This is a genomic window from Streptomyces aureocirculatus (assembly GCF_000720475.1).
Classification (GTDB): Bacteria; Actinomycetota; Actinomycetes; order Streptomycetales; family Streptomycetaceae; genus Streptomyces; species Streptomyces aureocirculatus.
In genome coordinates this window covers 165,662-190,022 of record NZ_JOAP01000001.1, presented here as the reverse complement: position 1 = coordinate 190,022, position 24,361 = coordinate 165,662, and the positions used below count along the sequence as shown (strand labels likewise).

The 24,361-nt window shown below is 70.4% G+C and carries 22 protein-coding genes and 2 pseudogenes; 10 read left to right on the top strand and 14 right to left on the bottom strand.

What is annotated here, in order from left to right; genetic code table 11:
* Positions 1 to 48: 48 nt before the first annotated feature.
* Both IG78_RS0100775 and IG78_RS0100770 read right to left on the bottom strand, forming a co-directional pair.
* A complete protein-coding gene (locus IG78_RS0100775) occupies positions 49 to 597 on the bottom strand; it encodes a DUF1062 domain-containing protein (protein ID WP_030558912.1) in 549 nt (182 codons plus the stop codon).
* A 217-nt stretch (positions 598 to 814) separates the two neighbouring features.
* Positions 815 to 1,705 carry an NAD-dependent protein deacetylase gene (locus IG78_RS0100770; protein WP_030558911.1) on the bottom strand — a complete coding sequence of 297 codons (891 nt, stop codon included), beginning with the start codon at positions 1,703 to 1,705 and terminating at the stop codon, positions 815 to 817.
* Positions 1,706 to 2,002: 297 nt separating this feature from the next.
* Here IG78_RS0100770 and IG78_RS0100765 point away from each other — a divergent pair, with 297 nt between their 5' ends.
* Both IG78_RS0100765 and IG78_RS0100760 read left to right on the top strand, forming a co-directional pair.
* Positions 2,003 to 2,620, top strand: coding sequence for a cysteine hydrolase family protein (locus IG78_RS0100765; protein WP_078964668.1), 618 nt, complete (start codon positions 2,003 to 2,005; stop codon positions 2,618 to 2,620).
* 228 nt (positions 2,621 to 2,848) lie between these two features.
* Positions 2,849 to 4,507, top strand: a complete 1,659-nt coding sequence (locus tag IG78_RS0100760) for a catalase (RefSeq protein WP_030558908.1) — start codon at positions 2,849 to 2,851, stop codon at positions 4,505 to 4,507.
* A 169-nt stretch (positions 4,508 to 4,676) separates the two neighbouring features.
* Here IG78_RS0100760 and IG78_RS0100755 read toward each other — a convergent pair whose 3' ends face one another.
* Entirely contained in the window at positions 4,677 to 5,516 is an 840-nt protein-coding gene (locus IG78_RS0100755; RefSeq protein WP_051852255.1) for a formyl transferase, read from the bottom strand.
* A 336-nt stretch (positions 5,517 to 5,852) separates the two neighbouring features.
* Between IG78_RS0100755 and IG78_RS0100750 the strand changes: the two genes are divergently transcribed.
* The 3 genes from IG78_RS0100750 to IG78_RS0100740 all read left to right on the top strand — a co-directional run bounded on the left by IG78_RS0100750 (position 5,853) and on the right by IG78_RS0100740 (position 8,276).
* Positions 5,853 to 6,260 (top strand): hypothetical protein, encoded by a 408-nt coding sequence (locus IG78_RS0100750; RefSeq protein ID WP_051852254.1) that lies wholly within the window; start codon positions 5,853 to 5,855, stop codon positions 6,258 to 6,260.
* Between the two features lie 268 nt (positions 6,261 to 6,528).
* Positions 6,529 to 6,876 (top strand): hypothetical protein, encoded by a 348-nt coding sequence (locus IG78_RS0100745; protein ID WP_030558904.1) that lies wholly within the window; start codon positions 6,529 to 6,531, stop codon positions 6,874 to 6,876.
* A 119-nt stretch (positions 6,877 to 6,995) separates the two neighbouring features.
* Positions 6,996 to 8,276 (top strand): beta-ketoacyl-[acyl-carrier-protein] synthase family protein, encoded by a 1,281-nt coding sequence (locus IG78_RS0100740; protein WP_051852253.1) that lies wholly within the window; start codon positions 6,996 to 6,998, stop codon positions 8,274 to 8,276.
* Positions 8,277 to 8,404: 128 nt separating this feature from the next.
* Here the strand turns inward: IG78_RS0100740 and IG78_RS0100735 are convergent, their stop codons facing one another.
* The 5 genes and pseudogenes from IG78_RS0100735 to IG78_RS41470 all read right to left on the bottom strand — a co-directional run bounded on the left by IG78_RS0100735 (position 8,405) and on the right by IG78_RS41470 (position 12,907).
* Positions 8,405 to 9,871: a DEAD/DEAH box helicase gene (locus IG78_RS0100735; RefSeq protein ID WP_030558901.1), complete on the bottom strand. Its 1,467-nt coding sequence runs from the start codon at positions 9,869 to 9,871 to the stop codon at positions 8,405 to 8,407.
* A 339-nt stretch (positions 9,872 to 10,210) separates the two neighbouring features.
* A pseudogene (locus tag IG78_RS41475) lies at positions 10,211 to 10,764 on the bottom strand (MerR family transcriptional regulator); the annotation flags it as partial.
* Positions 10,765 to 10,772: 8 nt separating this feature from the next.
* Positions 10,773 to 10,925: pseudogene (locus IG78_RS50890) on the bottom strand (HEAT repeat domain-containing protein); the annotation flags it as partial.
* A gap of 10 nt (positions 10,926 to 10,935) precedes the next feature.
* A complete protein-coding gene (locus IG78_RS0100725) occupies positions 10,936 to 11,631 on the bottom strand; it encodes a hypothetical protein (protein WP_051852251.1) in 696 nt (231 codons plus the stop codon).
* A 91-nt stretch (positions 11,632 to 11,722) separates the two neighbouring features.
* Positions 11,723 to 12,907, bottom strand: coding sequence for an LLM class flavin-dependent oxidoreductase (locus tag IG78_RS41470; RefSeq protein ID WP_037684670.1), 1,185 nt, complete (start codon positions 12,905 to 12,907; stop codon positions 11,723 to 11,725).
* Between the two features lie 572 nt (positions 12,908 to 13,479).
* On the opposite strand from IG78_RS41470, the gene IG78_RS0100710 reads away from it, so the two are divergent.
* Complete coding sequence (locus IG78_RS0100710; RefSeq protein ID WP_037684667.1) at positions 13,480 to 15,072, top strand: MFS transporter; 1,593 nt, start codon at positions 13,480 to 13,482, stop codon at positions 15,070 to 15,072.
* Positions 15,069 to 15,737, top strand: a complete 669-nt coding sequence (locus IG78_RS47495) for a helix-turn-helix domain-containing protein (RefSeq protein ID WP_455430819.1) — start codon at positions 15,069 to 15,071, stop codon at positions 15,735 to 15,737. Before IG78_RS0100710 ends, IG78_RS47495 begins: the two co-directional genes overlap by 4 nt.
* Positions 15,738 to 15,798: 61 nt before the next feature.
* On the opposite strand, the gene IG78_RS0100700 is transcribed toward IG78_RS47495, so the two are convergent.
* On the bottom strand, positions 15,799 to 17,109 hold the full coding sequence (locus IG78_RS0100700; protein ID WP_051852249.1) for an MFS transporter: 1,311 nt from the start codon (positions 17,107 to 17,109) through the stop codon (positions 15,799 to 15,801).
* A gap of 191 nt (positions 17,110 to 17,300) precedes the next feature.
* On the opposite strand from IG78_RS0100700, the gene IG78_RS0100695 reads away from it, so the two are divergent.
* Entirely contained in the window at positions 17,301 to 18,533 is a 1,233-nt protein-coding gene (locus IG78_RS0100695; protein ID WP_030558895.1) for a GNAT family N-acetyltransferase, read from the top strand.
* Between the two features lie 81 nt (positions 18,534 to 18,614).
* On the opposite strand, the gene IG78_RS0100690 is transcribed toward IG78_RS0100695, so the two are convergent.
* The 3 genes from IG78_RS0100690 to IG78_RS0100680 all read right to left on the bottom strand — a co-directional run bounded on the left by IG78_RS0100690 (position 18,615) and on the right by IG78_RS0100680 (position 20,946).
* Positions 18,615 to 19,274: a poly-gamma-glutamate hydrolase family protein gene (locus IG78_RS0100690; RefSeq protein WP_051852248.1), complete on the bottom strand. Its 660-nt coding sequence runs from the start codon at positions 19,272 to 19,274 to the stop codon at positions 18,615 to 18,617.
* Positions 19,275 to 19,417: 143 nt separating this feature from the next.
* Positions 19,418 to 19,561 carry a hypothetical protein gene (locus IG78_RS48990; protein WP_157855731.1) on the bottom strand — a complete coding sequence of 48 codons (144 nt, stop codon included), beginning with the start codon at positions 19,559 to 19,561 and terminating at the stop codon, positions 19,418 to 19,420.
* Positions 19,562 to 19,569: 8 nt separating this feature from the next.
* Positions 19,570 to 20,946 (bottom strand): M1 family metallopeptidase, encoded by a 1,377-nt coding sequence (locus IG78_RS0100680; protein WP_249926073.1) that lies wholly within the window; start codon positions 20,944 to 20,946, stop codon positions 19,570 to 19,572.
* A 243-nt stretch (positions 20,947 to 21,189) separates the two neighbouring features.
* On the opposite strand from IG78_RS0100680, the gene IG78_RS43750 reads away from it, so the two are divergent.
* Positions 21,190 to 21,741, top strand: coding sequence for a hypothetical protein (locus IG78_RS43750; protein WP_051915514.1), 552 nt, complete (start codon positions 21,190 to 21,192; stop codon positions 21,739 to 21,741).
* A gap of 24 nt (positions 21,742 to 21,765) precedes the next feature.
* Here IG78_RS43750 and IG78_RS0100670 read toward each other — a convergent pair whose 3' ends face one another.
* Positions 21,766 to 22,644, bottom strand: coding sequence for a class I SAM-dependent methyltransferase (locus IG78_RS0100670; RefSeq protein WP_030558890.1), 879 nt, complete (start codon positions 22,642 to 22,644; stop codon positions 21,766 to 21,768).
* A gap of 503 nt (positions 22,645 to 23,147) precedes the next feature.
* Between IG78_RS0100670 and IG78_RS0100665 the strand changes: the two genes are divergently transcribed.
* Positions 23,148 to 23,639 (top strand): hypothetical protein, encoded by a 492-nt coding sequence (locus IG78_RS0100665; protein WP_225881885.1) that lies wholly within the window; start codon positions 23,148 to 23,150, stop codon positions 23,637 to 23,639.
* A gap of 113 nt (positions 23,640 to 23,752) precedes the next feature.
* On the opposite strand, the gene IG78_RS0100660 is transcribed toward IG78_RS0100665, so the two are convergent.
* Positions 23,753 to 24,283 carry a hypothetical protein gene (locus IG78_RS0100660; protein ID WP_030558887.1) on the bottom strand — a complete coding sequence of 177 codons (531 nt, stop codon included), beginning with the start codon at positions 24,281 to 24,283 and terminating at the stop codon, positions 23,753 to 23,755.
* Positions 24,284 to 24,361: the final 78 nt, after the last annotated feature.

The following is a 24,361-nucleotide window of genomic DNA, read 5'->3' as shown; positions in this document are numbered from 1 at the left end:
TGGGACGGCGAGACGGGACCCCGGCCCTGTCGCCGGGGTCCCGGGAGCTCAGCGTTTGAGCGTGAAGGTGAAGTCGCCGGTGAGCTTGCCGCTCAGGCGGACCGCCGAGACGAGGTGCCCCTCGGCCAGCAGTCTTTCGACCTCGGCGCGCGAAAGGCCGAGACCCTCAGCGATCAGCCGCACCGGGCGGACAGGGATGCGCGCCGCGAAGCGGACCGACACCTCGATCGCCTCGCCCTCCGGCCGGTCCGGCTCGCCGGTGGCCAGGCGCCAGGCGTCGTCCCAGTCGAGGGCTATGTGATTACGGCGCCGCACAACCGGGTCCTGGAGCAGTTCGGCTGCCAGGCCGGGGTCGTTGCCGTGCATCAGGTCCAGGACCTCGGGACGTACGGAGCGCACGTTCACCCGTTCCAGGACGGTGATCTTGGTGGTCTCCCCGCACCTGGTGCACAGCGCGAGAAGCCAGGCGTCGATGAGCTTGTGGTGGGCGTTGACGCGGAATTTGCCGTGTGCCCGGAAGCGCTCGGAGGCGCAGGTGTGGCAACGGCGGAGGACGAGAGGCAGGCAGGTGGGAACGACCACCCAGGTTTCGGACACAGTGATGCACCGGTTCCAGTGAGAAGTCCGCAGCGAAAAGGGGCACGTCGCACAGGTGCGACGCGCGACAGATCAGCGCTCAGGAGGTCTCACTTGGTGTACAACGGCACGTCCTAGGCAGGGCGACAGGGGCGGGAGCACGGTAACGGCCCACCGAACTGCGGTTCCACTGGTTTTCCGGTGGGCGGCGGTGCCCGGACGGCCGGGCCGACAGGGTCTATTGGCTGTCGGTGGGGATGCCGAGGCGGGTGGCCACGGTGGTGAGGGCCGCGCCCAGGGGGAGTGCGACCCGGGTGCGGGCGTGCTGGTCGCCCCGGGTCGGGTCCCGGTTGACGATCAGTACGGGCTTTCCGGCCCGGGCGGCCTGGCGGACGAACCGGAGCCCGGACATCACCGTCAGCGAGGAGCCGAGGACCAGCAGCGAGGCCGCTTCGCGGACGAGTCGGCGGCAGTGCTCGACCCGCTGCGGCGGCACGGTCTCACCGAAGAACACCACGTCCGGTTTGAGGATGCCGCCGCAGTTCGCGCAGGGCAGCACGCGGAAGTCCGCGACCTGTTCGTCGGAGAGGTCGGCGTCACCGTCCGGGTTGATTCCGGCGGCCACCGGCTCGAAGCCCGGGTTGGCGGCATCGAGGCGCCGGGCGAGCTCGCGGCGCGGGCTGAGGGTGCCGCAGGAAAGACAGCGAACCCGGTCCAGGCTTCCGTGGAGTTCCACGACGCCCTCGCTGCCCGCGGCCTGGTGCAGGCCGTCGACGTTCTGGGTGATCACACCCGAGAGCAGGCCGTGCTCCCCGAAAGCGGCCACGGCCCGGTGCCCGGCGTTGGGCAGGGCACGGCCGAAGGTGCGCCAGCCGAGGTGGCTGCGCGCCCAGTACCGGCGCCGGGCGGCGGCGTCCGCGGTGAAGTCCTGGTACGTCATCGGGGTGTGCCGGCTCAGGCTGCCGCCCTCGCCCCGGTAGTCGGGGATGCCCGACTCCGTGGAGAGGCCCGCTCCGCTGAGCACAAGGACACCGCCGGTGCCCAGGGCGTCGGCGACCGGCTTGAGGTCCGTGGTGCCCGGCGGGAGGTCCCCGGTGGGGGACCAGCTCAGGGTGGGGCGCGTGCGCATGCCGCCAGGGTACGGAAACAGGCCGCGACACGTCGTTGTACGGGTCAGCCCTTCCGGTCGGCCCTACCGGTCGGCCCTACCGGTCAGCTCTGCCGGTCGGCCCTACCGGTTCAGCGGGGTGGCCGTGAGCAGGAAGCCGACGGCACCCGCTTGTGCCCTACAGCGGCATCCTGATCGCCGTAAATCGTCTTTCCTGCACGCTCTGTCGACCATCGTATGATCGTGATCATCGACACGGCCGCCGTGCCCTGCTGACCCCGGGGCGCCGCACAGCAGAGACGGAACGGGGACCCTGCCATGGCCACCGCACTGATCATCGGCGACATCCAGCAGGGCATCACGAGCAACTACCCGTTCGCCAAGCGGGTCGTGCCGCCGCTCACCGAACTGATCCCGCGCGCCCGCGCGGCCGGGGCCCTCGTGGTGTTCGTGCACTTCGCCCTCCGCGGCAACGGCACCGACCTGCCCCGGGACAACCCACTGTTCCAGGCCTTCCACGAAGCCGGGGACACCTTCCACGAGGGCTCGGCAGGCACCGAGATCGCCCTGCCGGTCGCCGACGAGGACGTCGTCGTGGTGAAACGCCGGGCCAGCGCGTTCGCCGGCACGGATCTCGACCTGGTGCTCCGCGCACGCGGCGTCAGCAAGATCGCGGTCGCCGGGGTCGCGACCAGCGCCATGGTGGCGGCGACGTGCTACGACGCGGCAGACCGTGACTACCGGCTGACCGTGCTGCGTGACGGCTGCGCCGACGGCGACGAGGCCATGCACGACTTCTTCATGGACGCCGTCTTCCCCAGCCGGGGCATCGAGGTCGTGTCCTGCGCGGACGCCCTCGCTCTCGTCGGCAGTGCGGGGAACGCCGCCGCCATCGGTGACGACTCGGGCACCAGCAGTACCAGCGGCAACGGCTGACGGCTCGCGCCCTCCGAATCCGCGCACCCCACGGACCGGGGTCTGTGACAAAAGGGTCGGAGGGCACCGCCGGATGTGCGCACTTCAGCCGACACACCGCATATGACCGCCGTACGAGGGCACCCGGGGTGAGTACTGGTGGGTACCGAATCCCCCGACAAGCCCGCGCGCCCGCCGCCACGCGAGGGGGGGCGAGCACGCGGCCACCCCGCCAAGGAGCCGACGGTCATGACTGACGTGTCCAGCATGGGTTCATCCGCGGACGACCCCCGGCCGGTCCTCACCGACCGGCAGGGTCACCCTGTCCACGACAACCAGAACCAGCGGACGGTCGGGGCGCGAGGCCCCGCCACGCTGGAGAACTACCACTTCCTGGAGAAGATCAGCCACTTCGACCGGGAACGCATCCCCGAGCGCGTCGTCCACGCACGCGGCGTCACCGCCTTCGGCTACTTCGAGGCGTACGGAGCCTGGGGCGACGAGCCGATCGACCGCTACACGCGCGCCAAACTGTTCCAGGAGCGCGGCAAACGCACCGACGTCGCCCTGCGCTTCTCCACGGTCATCGGAGGCCGTGACTCCTCCGAAGCCGCCCGCGACCCGCGCGGCTTCGCCGTGAAGTTCTACACCGAGGACGGCAACTGGGACCTGGTCGGCAACAACCTCGGCGTCTTCTTCATCCGGGACGCCGTGAAGTTCCCCGACGTCATCCACGCCCTGAAGCCGGACCCCGTCTCGCACGAGCAGAAGCCCGCCCGCATCTTCGACTTCATGTCGCAGACGCCCGAGAGCATGCACATGCTCGTCAACCTCTTCAGCCCCCGGGGCATCCCCGCGGACTACCGGCACATGCAGGGCTTCGGCGTGAACACCTACAAGTGGGTCAACGGCGAGGGCCGCACCGTCCTGGTCAAGTACCACTGGATGCCCGAGCGGGGCGTACGCAGCATGACCGAGGAGGACGCGGCGAACGTACAGGCCGACGAGCTCGGTCATGCCACCAAGGACCTGTACGAGGCCATCCGCCGCGGCGAGTTCCCGCAGTGGGAACTGCTCGTACAGATGATGGAGGACGGCGAGCACCCGGAGCTGGACTTCGATCCGCTGGACGACACCAAGACCTGGCCGGAGCAGGATTTCCCGCCCAAGGCGGTCGGCCGCCTGGTCCTTGACCGCACCGTCGACAACTACTTCGCCGAGAACGAGCAGATCGCCTTCGGAACCGGCGTCCTGGTGGACGGACTCGACTTCTCCGACGACAAGATGCTGGTCGGGCGGACCTTCTCCTACAGCGACACCCAGCGCTACCGCGTCGGCCCGAACTACCTGCAGCTCCCGGTCAACCAGGCCAAGAACGCGGAGGTGCGCACCAACCAGCGCGACGGTTTCATGGCCTACGACAACCGTGCGGCCAACGAGAACCCTGAAGTCAACTACGAGCCGTCCATCACCGGCGGTCTCCGTGAAGCCCAGTATCCGCACCACGACGAGCAGGGGCCGCAGATCCAGGGACGGCTGACCCGCAAGCGGATCCCGCGCACCAACGACTACCTCCAGGCCGGGCAGCGCTATCTGCTGATGGAGGACTGGGAACGCGACGACCTGGTGCACAACTTCGTGCAGTTGATCTCCCAGTGCGAGCGATCGGTCCAGGAGCGCATGGTCTGGCACTTCCTGCTGGTCGAGAACGACCTCGGCCTGCGGGTCGGCGAGGGCCTCGGCATCGCGGCGTCCGACGTCGCGCACCTGGCACCGCTGGCAGGCCAGACACTGACGGAGGAGGACCGCAAGCGCCTGGAGCACCTGGGCGACAACCCGCCGCGCGACGTCTCGGGTCTGACCATGACGCACTGCGTGCCCAACGAGCGCCACGTGGTGACCCACTGATTCGCTGTGCCGCTGATTCGCTGAGCCGCTGAGCGACTACGCCGACGGGATCGCCCCGGTGAACCGGCTGCCAGTGCCCAGGGGCGCCTCGCCCCTGGGCACACTGGCAGCGGTCAGCAATGGGCCCCGGGTGACCTGAGCGCAACCGCGAGGCGGTTGATGCCTGCGATCAGGACACCGTGGCCCCGCGCTTCGGGTACTCCAGTGGTGTGCCGCCGAAGCGCCTGACGACTTCCTCGTAGTCACTCTCGCAAAGGAATCGGAATCCGAGCTTCTCGAACGTCTCGATCTCCTGGGGAGTCGGCTTGCTGTGGTAGTGCCGTTGGGCTCGGTCCTGTGGCTGCGCCGGAGGCCTCTTGCCTTTCGCCAAGCCGGGCAGCTCCTGGAGGAACAGTTCGACGCCGAGCTCGTACAGGCGCGTCAGGTGCCAGAACAGCGAGCGGCCGCGGTCGAGCGGAAGCTCATCACTGGCGATCACCGGGCCCGTGTCGATGCCGCGGTCGATCACGTGCAGGGTGCTCGTGAGCTTCTGCTCACCAGCGATCAGGGTGCGCATGGGCGCGGCCAGCCCGGCGTACTCCGGGAGTGCTCCGGGGTGGATGTTGAGGATCCCCAGGGAGGGCAGCGACAGGACCGGCTCCTTGAAGATCAGGTCGAACCGCACGGACAGGATCAGGTCCGGCTGGAACGCCTGGGCGAACGCAAGGCCGTCACCGGTGTTGACGTGCTCGACGTCGCGGAACTCGATGCCGTGCCTGCGCGAGAGGTGGTGGAAGGTCAGCAGTTCGCCGACGGGGTGCGGGAGGGAGTCCAAGGGCGGAAAGACGACTTCGTCGATGAGGCCCCGCTCGAACCACCGCTGACGCCGCAGAGGGTCCGCGGCGGCCGGGTCGCCCGGTGACGGCCTGTTCAGTGCGACTGCCACCTCGTGATCGCCGAGTTCCGGCAGCAGACGGTTCAACGCGACGCACACCACAAGGTCGCGCTGGGCACAAACAAGGACACGCACAGGTTTCCTCCTCCTTACGGGTGAAGTTCCGCGCCGGGCGAGGCAGGCGGCACGAGCCCGGCAGGCGGCACGAACCCGGCGGGGAACACGCCCCCCGGCACTCCACGGGCGACCTCGTCAGGGCGCGACGCCCCGGACAACCTCAGCAGACGCACACCCACGCCACTGGGAACGGCGCGCGGTGAGACATCGGTGATCGTGGCCTTCACCGTCACGGCACTGGTCGCGGTCGGCCCTCTCCCGCTGCTGTACTGGGGGCTGCCCGACCGAGTTCGTCCCGAGCGGGCGAGCCCCGGCCGGTGAGCCAGTGCGACCCGTACCAGGGACAGGTGGCCCATGCCCGACGACGCGTCATGTTCCGTGCCCGCCGGACACGACCCGGAGGTGACAAGAGCCGTCCACCGGGCCTGCGTCGACCTCGGTGTGAGCAGCAAGGTCCGGCTGGCCGCTTTCGAGGCCGGCTGGGTGGAGTCACACATGAACAACCTCCCCTGCGGGGACCAGGACTCGGTCGGCGTCTTCCAGCAGCGCCCCAGCCAGGGCTGGGGCACGGTCGAGCAGTGCGGGGACGTGCGGCACGCCGCCGCGTCCTTCCTCCGGCGCGCCATCGACGTGGACCGGCGCAACCCCGACTACACGGCGGGCCAGCTCGCCCAGGCCGTGCAACGCTCCGGCTTTCCGGAACGCTACGAACAGGCGGAGGCCAAAGCGCGGTCGCTGATCGAGGAGGCGGAGGACTCGTAGGCGCACGCCCCGCCGGGAATCATGTGCGGTGGAACGCGTCGTAGCGCGTTCGAAGGAGCGGGCGGGCACGTGATGCGCTCCCTTGATCCTGCACGCCCGCACATCACGCTTTCGGGGAACGGACGCGGCGTACGGATCTCTGCGACCGTTGATCTGTCAGCGGCGTTCTCGGCTTCTGCCGTGCGGCTCGCGGAGGGGTCTTACAGCCGCGGGTTCACTCGTACACCTGCCGCTGACCAGGAACTCGCTCAACGGAGAGGATGTTCTCGTGCGCCCACCGAGGACCGGACCGGCCGGTGTCTGCGCGGCCATCGCGTTCACCGGACTGCTCGCCGGAGCAACGGTCGGGGTCACCGCGCCGACGGCGGCCGCCGCGGTCGTCGACTACGACTGCGGCAACTTACCCGTGCCCACCCCAGTGGACCGCACGCCGGGAAAGCTGGTCACGCTCCACGCCGACCAGTGCCACCGTGTGCCGGGAGACGCCGCGGCGGCTGCACTCGTCTTCTCCGAGCACCACGACGCGTACTGGCTGTGCGAGCGCGTGGAGGAAAAGGGCAGCCCTCACACGGTCATCGGCTACAACTGTGTCCCGCACCCGGGCGGCCGGAACTGACGCGTGCGACAGGCGGGGCTGCCCCACCCGGCGGGGCAGCCCCGCCCGTTGTGCCGGGGTGTCAATCGCACCCGGCGCTGCCCACGCTCCCCATGCCCTCTACCCGAAGGGCCGCACCCATGCCGGCCACCACCACCTCATGTGCCCCCTCGTCCTCGCCCTCGGCCTCGCCCTCGAACGATCGCGCCGTCGCCGTCACCGGTATCGGCATGCTCACCCCCGCCGGTGCCGACACCGACACCACCTGGGCGACCATGGGCCACGGGCGAGGGCTGGCCCGGCGCCTCGACCCCCTTGCCGGGCTGCCGGTCGAATTCGGCTGCGCGGTGTCCGGCTTCGACCCTGTCGCCGAACTCGGCCACCGCCGCGCGCGCCGCCTGGACCGCTTCACCCATCTCGCCCTGGCTGCCGCCCGCCGTGCCGTCGCCGATGCCGTACTCGACACCGACGCCTGGAACAGTCCGCGTGTCGGCGTCATCCTCGGCGTCGGCAGCAACAGCCTCAGTGGCTACGTCCGCGAGTTCACCCTGCTCGGTCAGCAAGACCCCGACCGCGTCTCCCCGCTGGCGCTGCCCCGCAGCATCCCCAACATGGCTGCCGCGGAGGTCGCCATCGACCTCTCGGTCGGCGGCCCCAGTTTCACCGTCGCCAGCGCCTGTGCCTCCGGCGCCACCGCCATCGGCATCGCACAGGACCTGGTGACCGCGGGTACCTGCGACATCGTCCTGGCCGGCGGGGCCGAGTCCGGGCTCGCCCCCATGACCGCGACCTGCTTCGCCCGCATGCGAGCCCTGTCCCGGCGTCCGGGCGACCCGAGCACCGCGTCACGGCCCTTCGACACCGACCGGGACGGCTTCGTCCTGTCTGAGGGCGCAGCCGTGCTCGTCCTCGAACACCCCCGCCACGCCCGCCGCCGCGGTGCCCCCACCCGCGCACTCCTCCAAGGCCACGCCTCGACCAGCGACGCCCACCACTTCGTCGCCCCGCACCCCGACGGCGCCGGTGCCGAAGCCGCCGTCCGGGCCGCCCTCGCCGCCTCGGGGCACCGCCCCCGCGACATCGGCCACATCAACGCCCACGGCACCTCCACCCGAGCCGGGGACACCGCCGAAGCGCTGGCCCTGCTACGGGTGTTCGGCACCGACCCACCCCCGGTCACCGCGCCCAAGAGCGTCCTGGGCCACGCCCTCGGCGCGTCCGGCGCCATCGAAGCAGCCCTGACCGTCCTCACGCTCCAGCACCAACTCATCCCCCCGACCGCCAACTTGACCAGGCAGGACCCGGAACTGTCCTTGAACATCGTCACCGACAAGGCCGAACCCGCGCCCATGACCTCAGCCATCACCAATGCCTTCGGCTTCGGCGGCCACAACACCGTCCTGGTCTTCAGCACACCCTGAACCACAAGAACCCGTTGACCGTGTCTCGCGGCTCCCGGACCCCGGCCTGCTTTTGGGGCAGGACGGCCGAAGGCGGCAGGCCGTGCCCGCGCCGGTGGCCGTCAGCGGGAGTGGGGGGGGAGCCGCTGTCAGCCCCCGCGGCGGACCCGGGCCGCCTTCCTGGCCTCCGCCAGCTTGCGGGCCTCGCCCGTCTTGCGGGACTTGCCGCCCGCGCCGCGGGAGGTGTCCTTGCTGGTGCCAAGGCCGCGGAAGGGAGTGTTCGTGTTCTTGGGGCGGGCCGCCGGGGGGCCGCCGTCGAGCGGGGTGCCGGAGGGGGCCTTGGCCCCGGTGATGCGGCTGAGCTCCGCCTCGCCCGAGCGCACCTTGGTGACCGTCGGCTCGATGCCGGCCTCGGCCATCAGACGGCTCGTCTCGCGGCGCTGACCGGAGAGGACCAGGGTGACCACCCGGCCGGACTCACCGGCACGGGCGGTGCGGCCCGCGCGGTGGAGATAGTCCTTGGGGTCGGTCGGCGGGTCGACGTTGACCACCAGGTCCAGGTTGTCGACGTGCAGGCCGCGGGCCGCGACATTGGTCGCCACCAGTACGGTGACCTGCCCGTCCTTGAACTGGGCCAGGGTGCGCGTACGCTGCGGCTGGGACTTGCCGCTGTGCAGGGCCGCGGCGCGCACACCGCTGGCCCGCAGATGCCGGGTGAGCTGGTCGACTGCGTGCTTGGTGTCGAGGAACAGCAGGACACGGCTGTCGCGGGCGGCGATCTCCGTGGTCACGGCGTACCGGTCGGGTCCGTGGACCACCAGCACATGGTGCTCCATCGTCGTGACCGCCCCCGCGGACGGGTCGACCGAGTGGACGACGGGGTCATGGAGATAGTCGGCGACGAGCTGGTCGACGTCGCGGTCCAGGGTGGCCGAGAACAGCATCCGCTGGCCGTCGGGGTGCACCAGGTCGAGCACCTCGGTGACCTGCGGCAGGAAGCCCATGTCGCACATCTGGTCGGCCTCGTCGAGGACGGTGATCCGAACCTTGCCCAGGCGCACGGCCTTGCGCTCGACGAGGTCGTGCAGGCGGCCGGGGGTGGCGACGACGACCTCGGCCCCGTCGCGCAGCAGGGCGATCTGGCGGCCGATCGACATGCCGCCGACGACCGTGGCGAGCCGCAGCCCCACCGCGGCGGCGTACGGCGTGAGCGCCTCGGTGACCTGCTGCGCCAGCTCCCGGGTAGGCACCAGGACCAGGGCCAGCGGCTGCTTCGGCTCGGCGCGGCGCCCGGACGTGCGGGCGAGCAGGGGCAGGCCGAAGGCGAGCGTCTTGCCGGACCCGGTACGTCCGCGCCCCAGTACATGGCGTCCCGCGAGGGCGCTCGGCACCGTGGCGGCCTGGATCGGGAAGGGCTCGCGTACGCCGAGCCCGTCGAGCGTCCGCAGCAGTGCGGGGGGCAGGTCCAGATCGGCGAAGGAGGCGGCCGGAGGCGCCTCCGCGGCGGGGGCGCGCTCGGCCGAGCGCGGCGCGTCGGTCCCGGTGTCCCGCTCGGCCGGGCGCGCGGGGCCCTCGTCGTGCGAGGCGGTGCCGGGGCGGTGATCCTGGTGCGTCATGAAGAGCCTTCCTCATGGGGTACGTGCCGAGGAAGGCCCGGCAGATACCGACCCACGGGCGCGGGCCGGAGCAGATGTCCGCACCGGCGGAGCCGGAACGGGTGTGGCAGACGAGCCGGGTAAAACGCAGGGGAGCATCATCACGCCCTACCACCTGCGCAAACACGCCCGCCGACCGACTCGGTGACCACCTGGACGGCTACTCGCCCATGCCCTCCGGCCGTACACCCGCCGCGTCGACGCTGCCTCGAACAGACTACCAACGAGGTGCCTGGCCCCGCAGTGACCGAGAAGCGGGGGGCGGCCCCCCCGCGTACGCACAGTCTCGGGGCAGGCCCGTCACCGCGCGTCGCGCAACTGGAGAAGGTATGCCGCGGTCAGCGCGACGGCACGGTCCTTTTCATGTGACAGGTCCGCGAGGGCATGTGCGGCCGTCGGCCCCGGGACGGATGCGGATGCCAGGGCCTGGCCTGGGTCAGCCGTCCGCGCGCCGGGGCTTCAGTGGCGACGTGGGCGAGGCGGTCGAGGAGTACGGTCGCGATGTGCTCCGCCGTCGCGGTGTCGCCTGCCGGCATGCTCAGCGCATCGGCTGCGTCGGTGTCGTTCCTTCCCTCCGCGACCATGACGACCTGAAGGACGTCCTCCCATTCCGCGGGTTCCGCGGCATCGATCCGGCGCAGCCGCGTGAGCGGTTCGGTCTCGGCCTCGACGCGTTCGCGGGTCCGGCGGATGAGGTCCTCGACGAGCGCCGACGGCGTGAAGCCGGGCTCGTCGAGCGTGCGCCCGACCTCCCGCAGCGAAAGGCCCAACGACCGCAGGCTCTCGATGTGGAAGATCCGCCGGATGTCCTCGTCCGCGTACTCCCGGTACCCCGAGCCCGTATGGCCCGAAGGCTCCTCGGTGGGTCAGGTGCCGTACCGACCGCCAGAGCGGCCCGCAGTCGCACGGACGAACTGTCGTCCTTCAGCGACTGGAGCGCTCGCATCACATCCGTTGCCGGTCTTGTCATGGTCATCGGGACCACCTCCTCGGCAAGCAGTACAAGCGTTGACACCGTGGCAAGGTCAAACGGAGCCCAGCGAAGCGGCCGCGTTTGCGGCGGGGCCGTTCTCCGCCCCGAGCCGGAGACGCTGGGGGCGGAGGATGACCTCGCTCCCCAGTGGTGCGAAACCGGCGGCCAGAAAGGCCCGGAGGGAGCGGGCGTTCCCCGGGGCGACGGCGGCGAACACCGGCTCGCCCGCGGGGACCGAGGTGAGCGCGTCACGCAACAGAGCCCGGCCGTGCCCCGTACCGGCGTCGTCGGGGTGTTCGAGTTCGATACTGATCTCGCGGCGTCCCGCGAGGCCGTCGGCCAAGGTGACGAAACCACGTGCGTCCCCGAAAACCCGCACGTTCTCGCGCAGCTCCCGGGCGTGACGGACGCGCGGGTGATTGTCGACGTCCGAGCGTTCGAACAGGCAGGGAGGGGCCGATATGCCGCGCGCGACGAGCACGACGTCCGTGGTGCCGACGGTACCTTCGCGGCCGGCGAGGTAGCGCAGGAAGTCGGGTGCCATGGAGCCCCCGTATCCGTCGGGCCCTTGAGCGAGGACCTCGGGAGCGGGCAGAGCGGTGGCGACGACCGCGTGCGCCGTGAAGGCGACTGAGCACTCCAGCCCCGGTGACAGTGGGGGAAGGACCGTCACCCGGCCGTCCGCGGGCGGGAAGCGTGACTCGGCGGCGTGCAGAAAGAGTGCAAGGAGGGGGTGTGGGTCGTCCATGGGGTCAATCATGTCCTGCCTGGTCCCGGCCGGGCAGGACCAAGAACAGGACCAGGAACAGGACCAGGCTCCCGCGGCTCCCGCGGTCCGCTCAGGTGAGGAGTTTCGCGAGCCGGGCCATCTCGGTGGGTGGGTCGATCACCGGCTGGATGAGGAGTTCGTCGACGCCGGCCTGTTCCAGGGTGGTGATGCGGGCGAGGAGGTCGTCGCGGGTGCCGACCAGGGCCAGGGTGTCCATCAGCGAGGGCAGAACCAGGTCCCGGTCCTGCGGTGCGACGCGTTCGAGGTAGTTGGGGTAGAGCTTGGTGTGCCGGTCCGGCGCGGTGGCGGTGGTGCCGCGCCGGTCGAGGAGCCGCCGCACCGCCTCGCGTTCCTCGGGGGCGAGTTGCTCGGCGAGGGCGGGTGTGTCGGCGGCGGTGTCGGCGGCGAAGGTCAGCAGCGACAGGACGAGGTGGCCAGTGGCGTCCCGGGCCGCGACACCGTGGGGGTCCTCGTGCTCGTCGAGCAGGTGGAGCGGGGTGACCACATAGGAGTTCACCCGGGAGTCCGGGGAGTTCACCCGGGAGTCCGGGGAGTTCACCGGGGAGTCCGTGGTGTCCGCCTTGGAGCCCGCGTAGTCCGCCCGAGAGTCCGTCGAGTCCGCCCGGGAGCCCGTGGGGGAGTCGGGGCCGCGGGATGTGCCCTGGGCGGCATCGCGGCGGGTCTCGTGCAGCGCGTGCCACGCGGTGGGGTCGAGGAGGCCGACGGAGATGAGGCCGGTGCCGCGGCGTCCTGCGACGGCGGCGGCCTTCGGTCCGTGCAGCGCGGCCACGACGAACTCGATCGGGTCGGCGGTGTTCACGTGCGCTCCGGCGTGCAGGAACCGGATGTCGCGGACCCGGTCACCTTCGCGGTACTCGGTCGAGCGTCCGGCGCACAGGTCCTGTAGCGCGGCGGTGAAGTTCTCCAGCCTGGCCACCGTGGTCGGCGGCATGCCCAGGGTGCGCCGTGCGGTGTTCCCGGTGCCGACGCCGCAGATGATCCGGCCCGGTGCCAGGGCGTTGAGGCTGGCGAGCCCGCTCGCGGTGGCCGGTGCCGAGCGCAGCGCCGGTGAGGTCACGCCGATGCCGAGCCTGATGCGTCTCGTGGCCTTCGCGCACAGGCTCAAGGCGACGAAGGGATCGCCGTTGACCATCGGGGTGTCGTAGACCCAGAAGCTGTGCAGACCCAACTCCTCGGCCCGCACGGCGAGTTCCTCCACACCGGGCTGCGCGCTGATCACGACGCCTGCACGCATCACAACCTCCAAGAAGTGCGGATCGATCCGGGCTCGCTCAGCATGGCAGGTGCCGTCGCAGGGCGCGGGGACGACGGCCTGTCAGTACCCCTCGGCCTGTCAGTACCCCTCCCGGCCCCCGCGAGCCATCCCCAATGCTGGGGTTGGAGCCGCTCACAGCGCGCATGCCGTTCTCATCGCATCAGGCGCCCACACATGGCGCAGTGCACTCTGTGACGGCACTACGCACCCGCCGCCGCCCGGCTGCTCGGAATGGACCTCGGAACCCTCACCGTCGACGCCACCGGCACGGCCGCCGCCGCCGTATCCGGCGGCGATCGGAAGGAAGTTCACGCCACCATCGAGGTAAACAAAAGCAGAAATTGACAGAGGGGATGACTTCATGCCCCGCCGAATTGTGCAAAGCATTTCTCTTGATGGTCGCTCGGCAATTGACAGACGGCGTGGTACGTGCCCCCTGTGTTGCGGGGAAACAGCAATCCATAAACGGTCGTTCGGGAATTGACAGAGGCGTGGCGATTGCCTACGGTCCCATCGCGTCAGGTTTTCACCGACCGTATCCGAAGGTATTCATGACCACGTCGCCAACGCTGCCGAAGTCCAGGCAGCAGTTGATTCTTGCCGTTCTCATGCTGTGCTCACTGCTGATCTGGCTGGACAACACCGTCCTGAGTACCGCCCTTGAGACCCTCGCGGACCCCGTCCGTGGACTGGACGCCGACCCGGCCGAACTCCAGTGGGCCACCGGCGCGTACACACTGGCCTTCGCCACTTTGATGTTCACCGCCGGGGCGCTGGGCGACCGCTACGGTCACCGGACGGTGCTCGTCACGGGACTGCTGTTCTTCGCCGGATCCTCGATATGGGCGGCGTACGCGAACGACCCGGGCCAACTGATCGCCGCCCGCGTGGCGATGGGAGTGGGCAGCGCGCTGATCATGCCTGCCAATCTGGCCATCCTCATGTGGACCTTCACCGGTCCGGCGCGGGCGACCGCCATCGCCATTTCCTCGACTTCCGCCGGTGCCGGAATGGCCGCGGGCCCGGTCCTTGCCGGGCTGCTTCTCGACCATTTCTGGTGGGGCTCGGTCTTTCTGGTCAATGTCCCGGTCGTGGTGCTCGCGGTGGCCGGGATGGCCTTGCTGGTCCCGAATTTCCGCAGCCCCACCCCGCGCCCGCTGGACCCCGCCGGAATGCTGCTGTCGATCAGCGGGCTCGCGGCGCTGGCCTACGGGCTGATCCGGGCGGGGCAGGTGGCCGCCTGGAGCCGTACGGATGTCTGGGTGCCGATCGCCGTCGGCCTTGTCCTGCTGGCCGCCTTCGTATGCGTCGAACTGCGGAGCAAGATGCCAAGCTTCGACCCCAGGCTGCTCGCGCACCGTACGTTCGGCGGCGGCAACGTGGCGCTGGGCCTGCTCCTCTTCGCCACGGCCGCCGTCACCTTCTACAACGCGTTCTATCTCCAGGGTGCGCGGGGCTACTCGCCGATGGACGCGGGCCTGGCCAGTCTCCCGACCGCACTCGGTGCGATCCTGGGAGCGCCCCTCGGGGCGCGCCTGGTCCGCCGCTGGTCGCTGCGCGCCGTCAGCACACCGGCGTTCACCGCGGCGGCGCTGACCATGGGCGCGTACGGGTTCTTCGGACTGCACACCCCGCTTTTCTGGATCGAAGCCTTGTTGCTGGTCCAGGGCCTGGCCATCGGCATGGTCCTCGGCCCGGTGACGGCAGCGTTGATCAGTACCCTGCCGCTGGAGCGGGCCGGTGCCGGTTCGGCCGTCACCAACACCGTGCGACAGACCGGCAGCGTGATCGGGATCGCAGTCGGCGGCACGATCATGTCGATCGCGTACCGGCACGCGATCGAACCCTCGCTGAGCGAGGTGCCGGCGGCCGCGCAGGACCGGGCGCGGCTCTCCGCCGAACAGGCCCGGCATGTCGCCACCGTGACCGAAAGGCCCTCTCTCGCGCACGCCGCCGACGAGGCGTTCGTCCATGCCATGCACGTCGGCGCGGTCTGGATCATGCTCGTCGCACTCGCTGGAGCGGCGGTGCTGATGGCCGCTCTGCGCCCGGCTGGTAAGCCCGCGGGGCCGGTACAGGAGCCCGACCACGACCTGGGAGACAGCCGCTCCGCGCCCGGGGCGACCTCCCGCCCAGGTGGGTGAGTACGCCCCGGCCAGGGGATTCAAGGTTCCCGCGAGGTTTCCGGCAACCCTGCCGCGAGGCTCTGTTCCCGCCCCTGCGGGAGGCCGCGGCGCCGGCAGGCTGGCGGCGGATCGCCGAGCGCGCCTGGGTGTACTACCAGCCACCCGGCGTCCACCTCCCGGCCCAGGGCTGGAAGGTCCACGTCTCGGCCGCCTTCTCGCCGGGATCGGCCGCGCCGGCCACCGCCTTTCTCGCCGGACAGATGTCAGGCCCGCCCGTCGTGCCGCCCGAGACGCACCGCCAGGCGCTGCGCGCCAGGATCCAGGCGTTCATCGAGCACAACCTCTGCGACCCCGATCTCGGCCCCACGACCGTCGCGGCGCACCACCACATCTCCGTACGGCTGCTGCACCAGCTCTTCCAGGGGCATCCGGAGACGGTGAGCGCCACGATCCGTCGACGCCGCCTGGAACGCGGTCGCGCCGACCTCACCGACCTCAGGCTCGGCCACCGCGGCATCGGTGAGACAGCCGCCCGGTGGGGCTTCCGCCACCAGGCGGACTTCGCCCGCGCCTTCCGCCTCGCCTACGCAATGTCTCCCAGCGAATTCCGGCAGGAGCGGAGGGCACTCACCGTTGGTCCTCCCGGGGCACACGGCACCGGGCCACGGGCGCGCCGTCGATGAACTCCTCCGCCGGCGGGATCCGCGTCACGGTGGAACTCCCCGTGAGGGGGCGGGATGGGGGTCAGTCAGCCTCTGTGGTGTCCGTGACGCTCACGGTGGGCTCGGGGCGATGGGCGCCGCGGGTGTCCTGGCGGGGCCTCGGCACGGCGTGGCTCTCGCTAGCCGTCCCGGTGTGCCGGGGCCGGGAGGCGGTGGCGGGTGAGAGCGCGGCGGCGACGAGTACGAGCAGCAGGACCGGGACCATGGCGGTGCGCAGCCCGTGGTGTTCGCCGATGAGGCCCAGCGCCGGTGGTCCAGCCAGCAGTGCGACGTAGCCGATCCGGGAGGTGAGGGCGACGCGGCCGGTGGTGTCACGGCCGGATTCGCCTGCGGCGGAGAGCGCCAGCGGGAAGCCGAGGGAGGTGCCGAGCCCCCAGAGCAGCACGGCGCACCCGGCCGCTGCCGGGGAGTCCACGAAGGACACCAGGGCGATACCGACGGCCGTCAGGAGCGCGCCGCCGCCGAGCACCGCGGGCCGGCCGACCCGGGCCACCACGGGACCACCGGCGAAACGGCCGACCGCCATGGCGGCGGCGAAGCCCGCGTACACCGACGACCCGAGGCCGGATGGCATGTCGTGGCCGTCGACCATCAGCAGCGGCAGCCAGTCGGTGGCGGCGCCCTCGGCCAGTGTCATACCGAACACGACACCGCCGATCAGCAGCAGCCGCGGGTCGAGGTACAGCCGCCGCTCCCGGCCCCCGGCGGGGGCCTCCTCACCGGGGGCCGGGGCCGTGTCCTGTGGGCGGCCCGTGCCGGGGCGCAGTCCGGCCACCGCGACGGCGAAAAGACCGCCCACCAGGAGCAGTACGAGCGCCATGTGCCAGGGCACCGGGAAGCCGACCGCGGCACCGGCCACCCCGAGGCCCGCTCCGACCACGGTGCCGAGGCTGTAGCAACCGTGCAGGGCGGGCAGCACGGGCCGGCCGAGTTCCCGCTCCACGCCGGCACCGTCGACGTTGCTCGCAACCTCCGACAGGCCCACACCGGCGCCGAGGAGCAGCAGGCCGAAGGCCACCGACGGCGCCGAGGACACCGCCGTACCCAGGGCCGTCATGCCCACACTGGCCAGCACCAGGCACATCCCGGCGACGATGACGGGGCGCGTGGAGAACCGCGTCACCAGGGCGGCGGCCACCAGGATGCCGAGCATCGAGCCGATCGACATGCCGAAGAGCACCAGGCCCATCTCGGCAGTGGAGGCGCCGAGGCGGTCCCGGACGTCGGGGGTGCGGGTCACCCAGGTGGCGAGCGCCAGGCCGGGTATCGCGAAGCACAGTCGCAGGGCGGTGCGGTGACGGCGCATCAGCGGGTCCACCGGTACGGGATCCATCGGGGCGCGGGCCTCCGGAGGCGGGACGGCGGGCGTACCCACGTACCCTAACCAGGCTAACCAGGCATACCATCCGCAGCCCCAAGACGAACGCGAGCCATAATTCGGTTGCCCTGGCCCCGGGTCGACGTTGCACTGGTGCCGGGCACCACGAAGCGTGGTGCCCGGATTTCGAGGAGGCAGTGGCGGCAATGGAGATTCGTTCCACGGCGGGTGGGGACCTTGACGTCTTCGTCGACACCGTCCATGCGGCGTTCGGGCGCTTCCCGGAAACCTGGGGCGAGGGCGGCAGGTCGTGGTGGTTGGCGCTCGAAGCGGAACGCTGTCTGCTGGCTCTGACGGCGGCCGGGCGACCGGTCGGTACCGCCGCCGCGCACGCCTTCGAACTCACCCTGCCCGGTGAGATCATCGTCCCGGCCGCCGGAGTGACCGCCGTCGGCGTCCTGCCCTCGCACCGGCGGCAGGGCGTACTCAGCGCGATGATGCGCCATCAGCTCGCCGAGCTGCGGGACCGCGGGGAGTTCCTCTCCGTGCTGCTGGCCACCGAGGCCCCGATCTACGGCAGGTTCGGCTACGGCACTGCGACCTACACGTCGCGGCTGACGGTGCCGCGCCACAAGGTCGCTCCCGCCGTTCCCCGAGCGCGCGGAGCGGCCGCCGCAGCAGCGGCCGGTCCGGAGACCGGTGCGATCGAGGTGCTGCGTCGTGCCGAGTGCGGGGACATTCTGGAGGAGGTCTACGACCGGTATCGCCGCGCCCAACCCGGCGCGCTGTCCCGGCCGCACCGCTGGTGGGCCCTGGGCGCGGGGCAGCCGCCGGTCTCGTCGGCGCCGCGTTATGTCGCCGTCCACCGGGATGCCGACGGCGTGCCGGACGGGTACGCCAGCTACTCCATCGGCGAGTCAGCGACCCTGACGGTCGACGAGACCATCGCCACGGACGACGCCGTCTTCACAGCGCTCGCCCGGTTCGTACTCGAACACGACCTGGTCTCACAGGTCGTGTTCAAGCACGTACCGCCCGGGCACCCGCTGCGCTGGCAGCTCGCGGACTTCCGCGCCGGCGAGGTGAGCGGCGACACCGACTGGCTCTGGGTACGTCTCCTCGACGTCCCGCGAGCCCTGACCGCGCGCGGCTGGTTCATGGACGGCGAGCTCGTCCTCGACGTCGACGACCCGTTCCTCGGCGAGCACCGCCGCTATCTGCTGACCGTCCGGGACCACAAGGCCGACTGCGTCCCCACGGACCGGGAGCCCGACCTGTCCCTCGACATCAGAGACCTCGGCGCGGTCTACCTCGGCGGCACCACCCCGAGCACGCTCGTGCGTGCCGGACACATCAGGGCCCACCACCCGGGCGCTGCCGCCCTCGCGGACGCCCTGTTCCGCGCCGAGCGCTCCCCGCACTGCCTGCACTGGTTCTGACCACGCGATACGACCACGTGTTCCGACCACGCGATACGAGCATCCCTTCTGCACACGCGCTCGCCGATCCCGCTCGGGTCGTCACACGTCGCATGGCAGGTCGGCGATGCCGCGGCTGACGGCTTCCACGTACGCGTAGAAGGCGGCAGTCCGGTTCGCCGGGTCCTGGATCGTCGACCGCAGCAGGTCGGGGGTGAAGAACTGCCGCCGCTGGGCGCGGGAGATCTCCAACTGCACACCACAGGACCGCAGCCCGATGTTGCAGATGTTCCCCGGGCTCATGCCGCCCAGGTCGCCCGGCGGGTCCTCGCACCGGTACCCGGCCTCGGTCAGCCGGGCGCGGATCAGTGAACCCAGCTCCGAGTCCAGGCCGCCGACGTAGGTGACGGCTTCGCCCGCCTCCCCGGCGGAGCCGTGCCACGACACGATGCGCGTGGCTCGCCGCGCGAGATCTACGGCCCGCGGCTCGTCGAAACGCGTCGACGTGATGTGCAGCGACGCGTTGTCGCTGCTCTTCGTCCCGGCGAACGTGTAGAACGGGCAGCCGGAAGAGGCGTGGTCGGCCAGTTGCTCGGGCGGCGCCTCGATGGCGCCGCCGTGGATCGCGATGTGCAGCAGGTACACCCCCGATCCGGGACGGAGCTTGACGTACCAGTCCCGGCCCTCGACGTTGACGAGCTCGCCGGTGTCCGGGTCCCTGTCGGTGACCAGCGCGTTCCAGTCGGCGTACTTGTCAGCCACAACCGTTCACCCTACGTCTGCGGGTTCGCCGGGTGAGGCCCGCCCGCGCCACCAGGAACAGCGCCAACGCGAACGGTGAGAGCAGGATCGCGAGGACCAGCAGCGGCCCCGTCACCAGCGGGCGCACACCGAGGCGTCGCGCCTCACGGAATGAGCGCCAGTGGGAGCAGTTGCAGTGCGTGCATACCGAAGAAGTGGGGGATCCGCAGATCGCCGCCGGTGGTCGACCAGCCGGTCAGCGGCATCGAGGGGCCACCGTCCGGCACCCCCACGCCCGACGGCGCCACGCCTATCGTCAGCCGTCAGCCGGTTTTCCCGGCTCGTAAAGCCACACCTCGAAAAGTTCCGAGAGGTCTTTACGGGTGTGCTTCTGGCAGAAGTCGATGAATTGCCGGGTGTCCGCATGGCCGTGACGGTGCTGCTCGGTCCAGCGTTTGACCATGGTGAAGAACGTCTTGTCGCCGACGGCCTCGCGCAGTTTGTGCAGGGTCATGGCGCCTCGGCCATAGACGGGTGAGTCGGACACTTTGCCGGCTGTGGGTGGATCGGCTGGAGGAAAGTCCCAGATGCCTTCGCTCTCCGGGTGGGTGCCGGCGTAGAAGGACTCGAAGGTCTCCTGGGCGCTCATGCCCCCGTGGTCCTCCTGCCAGAGCCATTCCGCGTATGTGGCGAAGCCCTCGTTCAGCCACATGTCCCGCCACTGGCGCGGAGTCACGGAGTTGCCGAACCACTGGTGCGCGAGTTCATGGACCATCAGGGATTCATCGGGTGCCGAGTCGAAGTAGGGCTTGGTCTGGGTCTCCAACGCGTACCCGAGGTCGGGAAGGTGGTCCACGACGGCACCGACGGACGAGAAGGGGTACGGACCAAAGCGCTCACTGGCCCAGGCGGTGATCTCGGGGACCATGTCCTTGACCTTTTTGGAGTCCTTGGCCTCGTCCGGATCGACGGCGATGTAGACGGGCAGGCCATCGGGCGTCCGGCTTGTGTGGGTCTCGAAGTAGCCGACGGTGATGTTGGCTACGTAGCTCGCCATGGGCTCATCGGTCTGCCATCTTCTGGTGAAGCGCCGGCCCGAGTCCTTCTCCGTCTTCAACTTCCCGTTGCTGACGGCGTCGTAGGGATCGCCGTCCTCGTCCTTGGGCACACTGACCGTGATGTCGTACGTGGCTTTGTCGGACGGGTGATGATTACCCGGGAACCAGGTCATGGAGCCGATCGGCTGGCCGAGGGCAGTCGCGCCGTCGTCCGTCTCGATCCAGCCCTCCACCGCTCCGTCAGGACCCTCGATCATTTTGGGCATGCCGTCGTATCTAATAGCGGCCTTGAATGTCTCGCCGCGTTCGATCGTTGCTTTCGGCGTCAGGGTCAGCTCGTTCTTCTCGCGCGTGAAGCGAGCTTCCGTACCGTTCACTCTGGCGGTGCGCACCGTGAGTCCGGCGAGATCGAGATTGAACCTGCTGAGTTCCTGTGTGGCGCGCGCGGTGATGATCGCGGTGCCTTTCAGTCGGTTGCTCTCGGGAACGTAGTCGACGCTGAGGTCGTAGTGGGAGACGTCGTAACCGCCGTTTCCCAGCGTAGGGAACAGGCGGTCACCGACACCGGCGGCTCCGGGCTTCGCGGCTGCCGCCGAATGGGACGCTGAGCCGGCACAGGCCGTACTCATGGCCACGAGGCACAAGGTGGCCAGCGCCCGGTGAGCGGTCCGGGGAACAGTTTTCTTGGTCCCGTATGGGCTCATCCCGTGCGCTCCCGTCGATTCCGTAACCCGATGAGGTAGAGCCCTCCGGATTTCAACAGGTTGCCTCACGGAAGCTGGAGATTCGCGAGGCGCGAGCGAGGGACGGGCGCCGACTTGACCTCAAGTGCACTTCAAGTAGCAGGATCGGAACCGTCCTGCGAAAGGGGATGGGGCATGACGATGTACTCGGCGCCACTCGGCCCGTGCGCGGCACCACAGGAAACCGGGACGCGCCGACCGCGCGAAGCCGCGCCGGAGGACGCTTACGGCCGTGAGGCGATGCGCCGCGGGCTCGCCCTCGTGGCGGCCTACGCGCGTGCGGAACCCGCCGCGGTGGACGCGGCCCTGGAAGGGGCGGGCCGTGCGGTGGTCCGGCGGCTGCCGTCCGTCACGGGGGACATCCTGCGGCTCGTCGTCGGCATTGTGATGTCGGCGCCACGCGCCCTCACGCCGGCGGACGTGGCACGCACGGCCACCACGCTCGCCGCCGCCGGGCCGCCGCACCACGAACTCGCCGTCTCCGAAGCCGTGCGCGCCTGGGCCGCCGGGGACGGCACACCGGCGCGCACCTGGTGGCAGGACGGCGTGTCGGGGGCCCACGGCGCCGCGGTCCTCGCGGCCGCCCTCGCGGTGAGGGCGTGGGGGATGGCACCGTTCCTCGGCCTCATCGAGACGTTCGAGGTCCTCCTTGAGGCGCCCGACGAGGTGGTGGACGCCGGCGACTGACCCGCCGCCGGAGCGGACGTGCCGCTACACGCCGGGCTTGCGCAGCAGCATCAGGTGGTACTCCACATGGTTCGTGCAGAACGAGCGGTAGGGGCCCATCAGGGGATCGGTGCGGGCCAGTAGCTCCTTGCCGTAGCGCGCCTCGATCTCCGCACGCCGGTCCTGGTACAGCGCCGTCATCAGCTCCGAGGAGAGCACCGCGTTGGCGGTCATGTCCTGCACGCGCACGACCTGGAAACCGGCACCCTCGACATCACCGACGAGGGTCGTGAAGGAACGCAGCGGCGGAGAGGCCCACAGCTCCCGGTACGCCGTGGTCTCCGTATCGGTCGGGGTGCCGCGCAGGGTGAACTCGGTGCACAGGAGCTGCCCGCCCGGCTTGAGCACCCGCAGGGCCTCGCGCAGGGCCAGGGGCCGGTCGGACAGATGCGGAAGGCAGTCGATCGACCAGGCGGCGTCGAAGGACGCGTCGGCGTGTCCGAGCGCCATGGCGTTGCCGTATGCGAAGTCCACGCGGCCCGCCGCCTGATGGCCGGTGCGCCGCTCCTCGCACTGGGCCAACTGGCGCTTGCTGACGGTGATGCCGGAGACCCGGGTGCCGGTGCGTTCCGCCAGGCGCAGCGCGGGGCCGCCGGTGCCGCAGCCGATGTCCAGGACGTGTGCCCCCGGCTTCGGATGGAGCGCGTCGATGAGGAACTCGGTCTGCCGGTCCTGGGCGAGGTCGGCGAGACCGACGAGGGTCGTGACGGGCGTGCGCTCGCCGTGCGGCACCAGCATGCCGATGTGCACGGCCGCCGAGCCCAGGGTCATCGCGAGCAGGTCGCCGAACTGGTCGTACATCGCCCCGACTTCGTCCGGGCCGGGGACCGGTGTGCCGCTCGTGTCGTGATCGTTCGCCGCCAAGGTGCGTCTCCTTCCGACGGGTGCGGGCCGCGGGGGGCGCCCGCACGAACGGGTCCTTTTCCTCGCACCCGTCCATTGCACCTGCCACGGCGCCTCCCGTGACGGCTGAGACAGGCCATGCCTGCCGCAGCCTTCACAGGAGCGGACCGGAACCGGAATGACCTTCGAATTGCCGCACCGATGCAGTGCCGATGCGGTGCCGATGCGGTGCCGATCCCGCGCCGAGGCAGCGCCGATGCAGTGCCGATGCCGCGCTGCGCCGACGCGGACGCAGCGCGGAAAACTCGTACCCCGGCACCGCGCCGCATGATTTACGATTGTCCAGCTTCTGTCACAGTGCCGCGTGACTTGATGGCTCATTTGTTTCCCCGCGTCGCTCTCGTGCTAGGAATACGGGGCGCCGCACGGCGACGTGAGTCGTTCCGCGGAATCGCACCGCATTGTGCTGTCAGTTCGGCCCCACCCGGGGGCCGCAGGGGGAGAGGTATCACCGAGTGAACCGCATGCGTACGACCGCCGCAGTCCTGGCCACGGCCGGGGCGCTCACCGCCACCCAGCTTGGACTGGCCGGTTCCGCATCCGCTTCGACGCCGACGCCGTCCGCGACGGCTTCGAAGGTCGCGCCGCGCAGCGCGGCCTGCCCGATCGACATCATCTACACGTCGAGGTTCTACATCGGCTCCGGCGGCTGGGTGACCGGCGACGGGCTGTACTTCGGGCTGAAGAACAAGAGCAACAAGAGCTTCAAGAAGGTCACCTTCACGGTCACCAACGTGAAGAACGTCCGCTTCGGCACGGCGAAGGCGAAGGGCGGAAAGGTCACGCGCAAGACCTCGAAGACCGTCTCCGTCCACACCAAGACGCTCAAGAAGAAGGCGAGCCTTGGCGTCCGGGTCGAGTCGCGTCTGCTGAACACCCGCTCGTACAAGGTGAAGTTCAGCGTCCGCGGCTCCGGCTGGAACTGCGCGGTGAACCAGGGCACCTGGGGCAACTGAGCAGCGACACCGCATGAGGCCGGGGGCACCGCCCCCGAGCTCTCGCTGACGCACCGGAGCCCGGTCGACCTCGGTCGACCGGGCTCCGGCCGTTTGCCCGCCGGGTACGGGACTCAGTCGCCCGAGCTGTCCTGGAGGAATCGCTCCACTTCGCTGGCGACCCCGGTCTTCGCCGACGACGCGCGCCCGTCGGTACGGGTGGAAGCCTCGTGGACGCCGAGACCGCCGCTCCACACATAGCCGAAGGCCGGTTCGTCGTGGACCTGCGGGCTGATCTGGATGTCGAGCTGTTTGAGCTTCCCCGCGGGCGCCGCGGCATAGAGCGTCGCCGTCACGCGGCGCTGGGGATACAGGTTGTAGTCCCGGATCACGGAGGCGCCGAACTCGTCGACGAACGCGCCGTACCCGCCCCGCCCGACCCGCACGTCGTAGTGGCGGGGGTGGTCGAAGAGGTCGATGGTGAAGTAGGTGGAGCCGCGGTTGTCGAAGGTGACGTCGAAGGCCACGTACGTCAGGCCCTTGGCGTCCTCGTCGCGCCCGCGCCGCGGTGTGGCCCTGCGGAGATGGTGCACGCGGACGCGCAACCCCGCCCATTCCTCGGATTGGTACTCCTGCCAGTCCCCGACGACGTTTGGTATGTCCATCATTCCCACCTTTCCAGGCGTAAGCCTAGGAGCAACGGGGCCGGGGGGAGCAGGGTCCGTGGAGTGACGACGGCCACG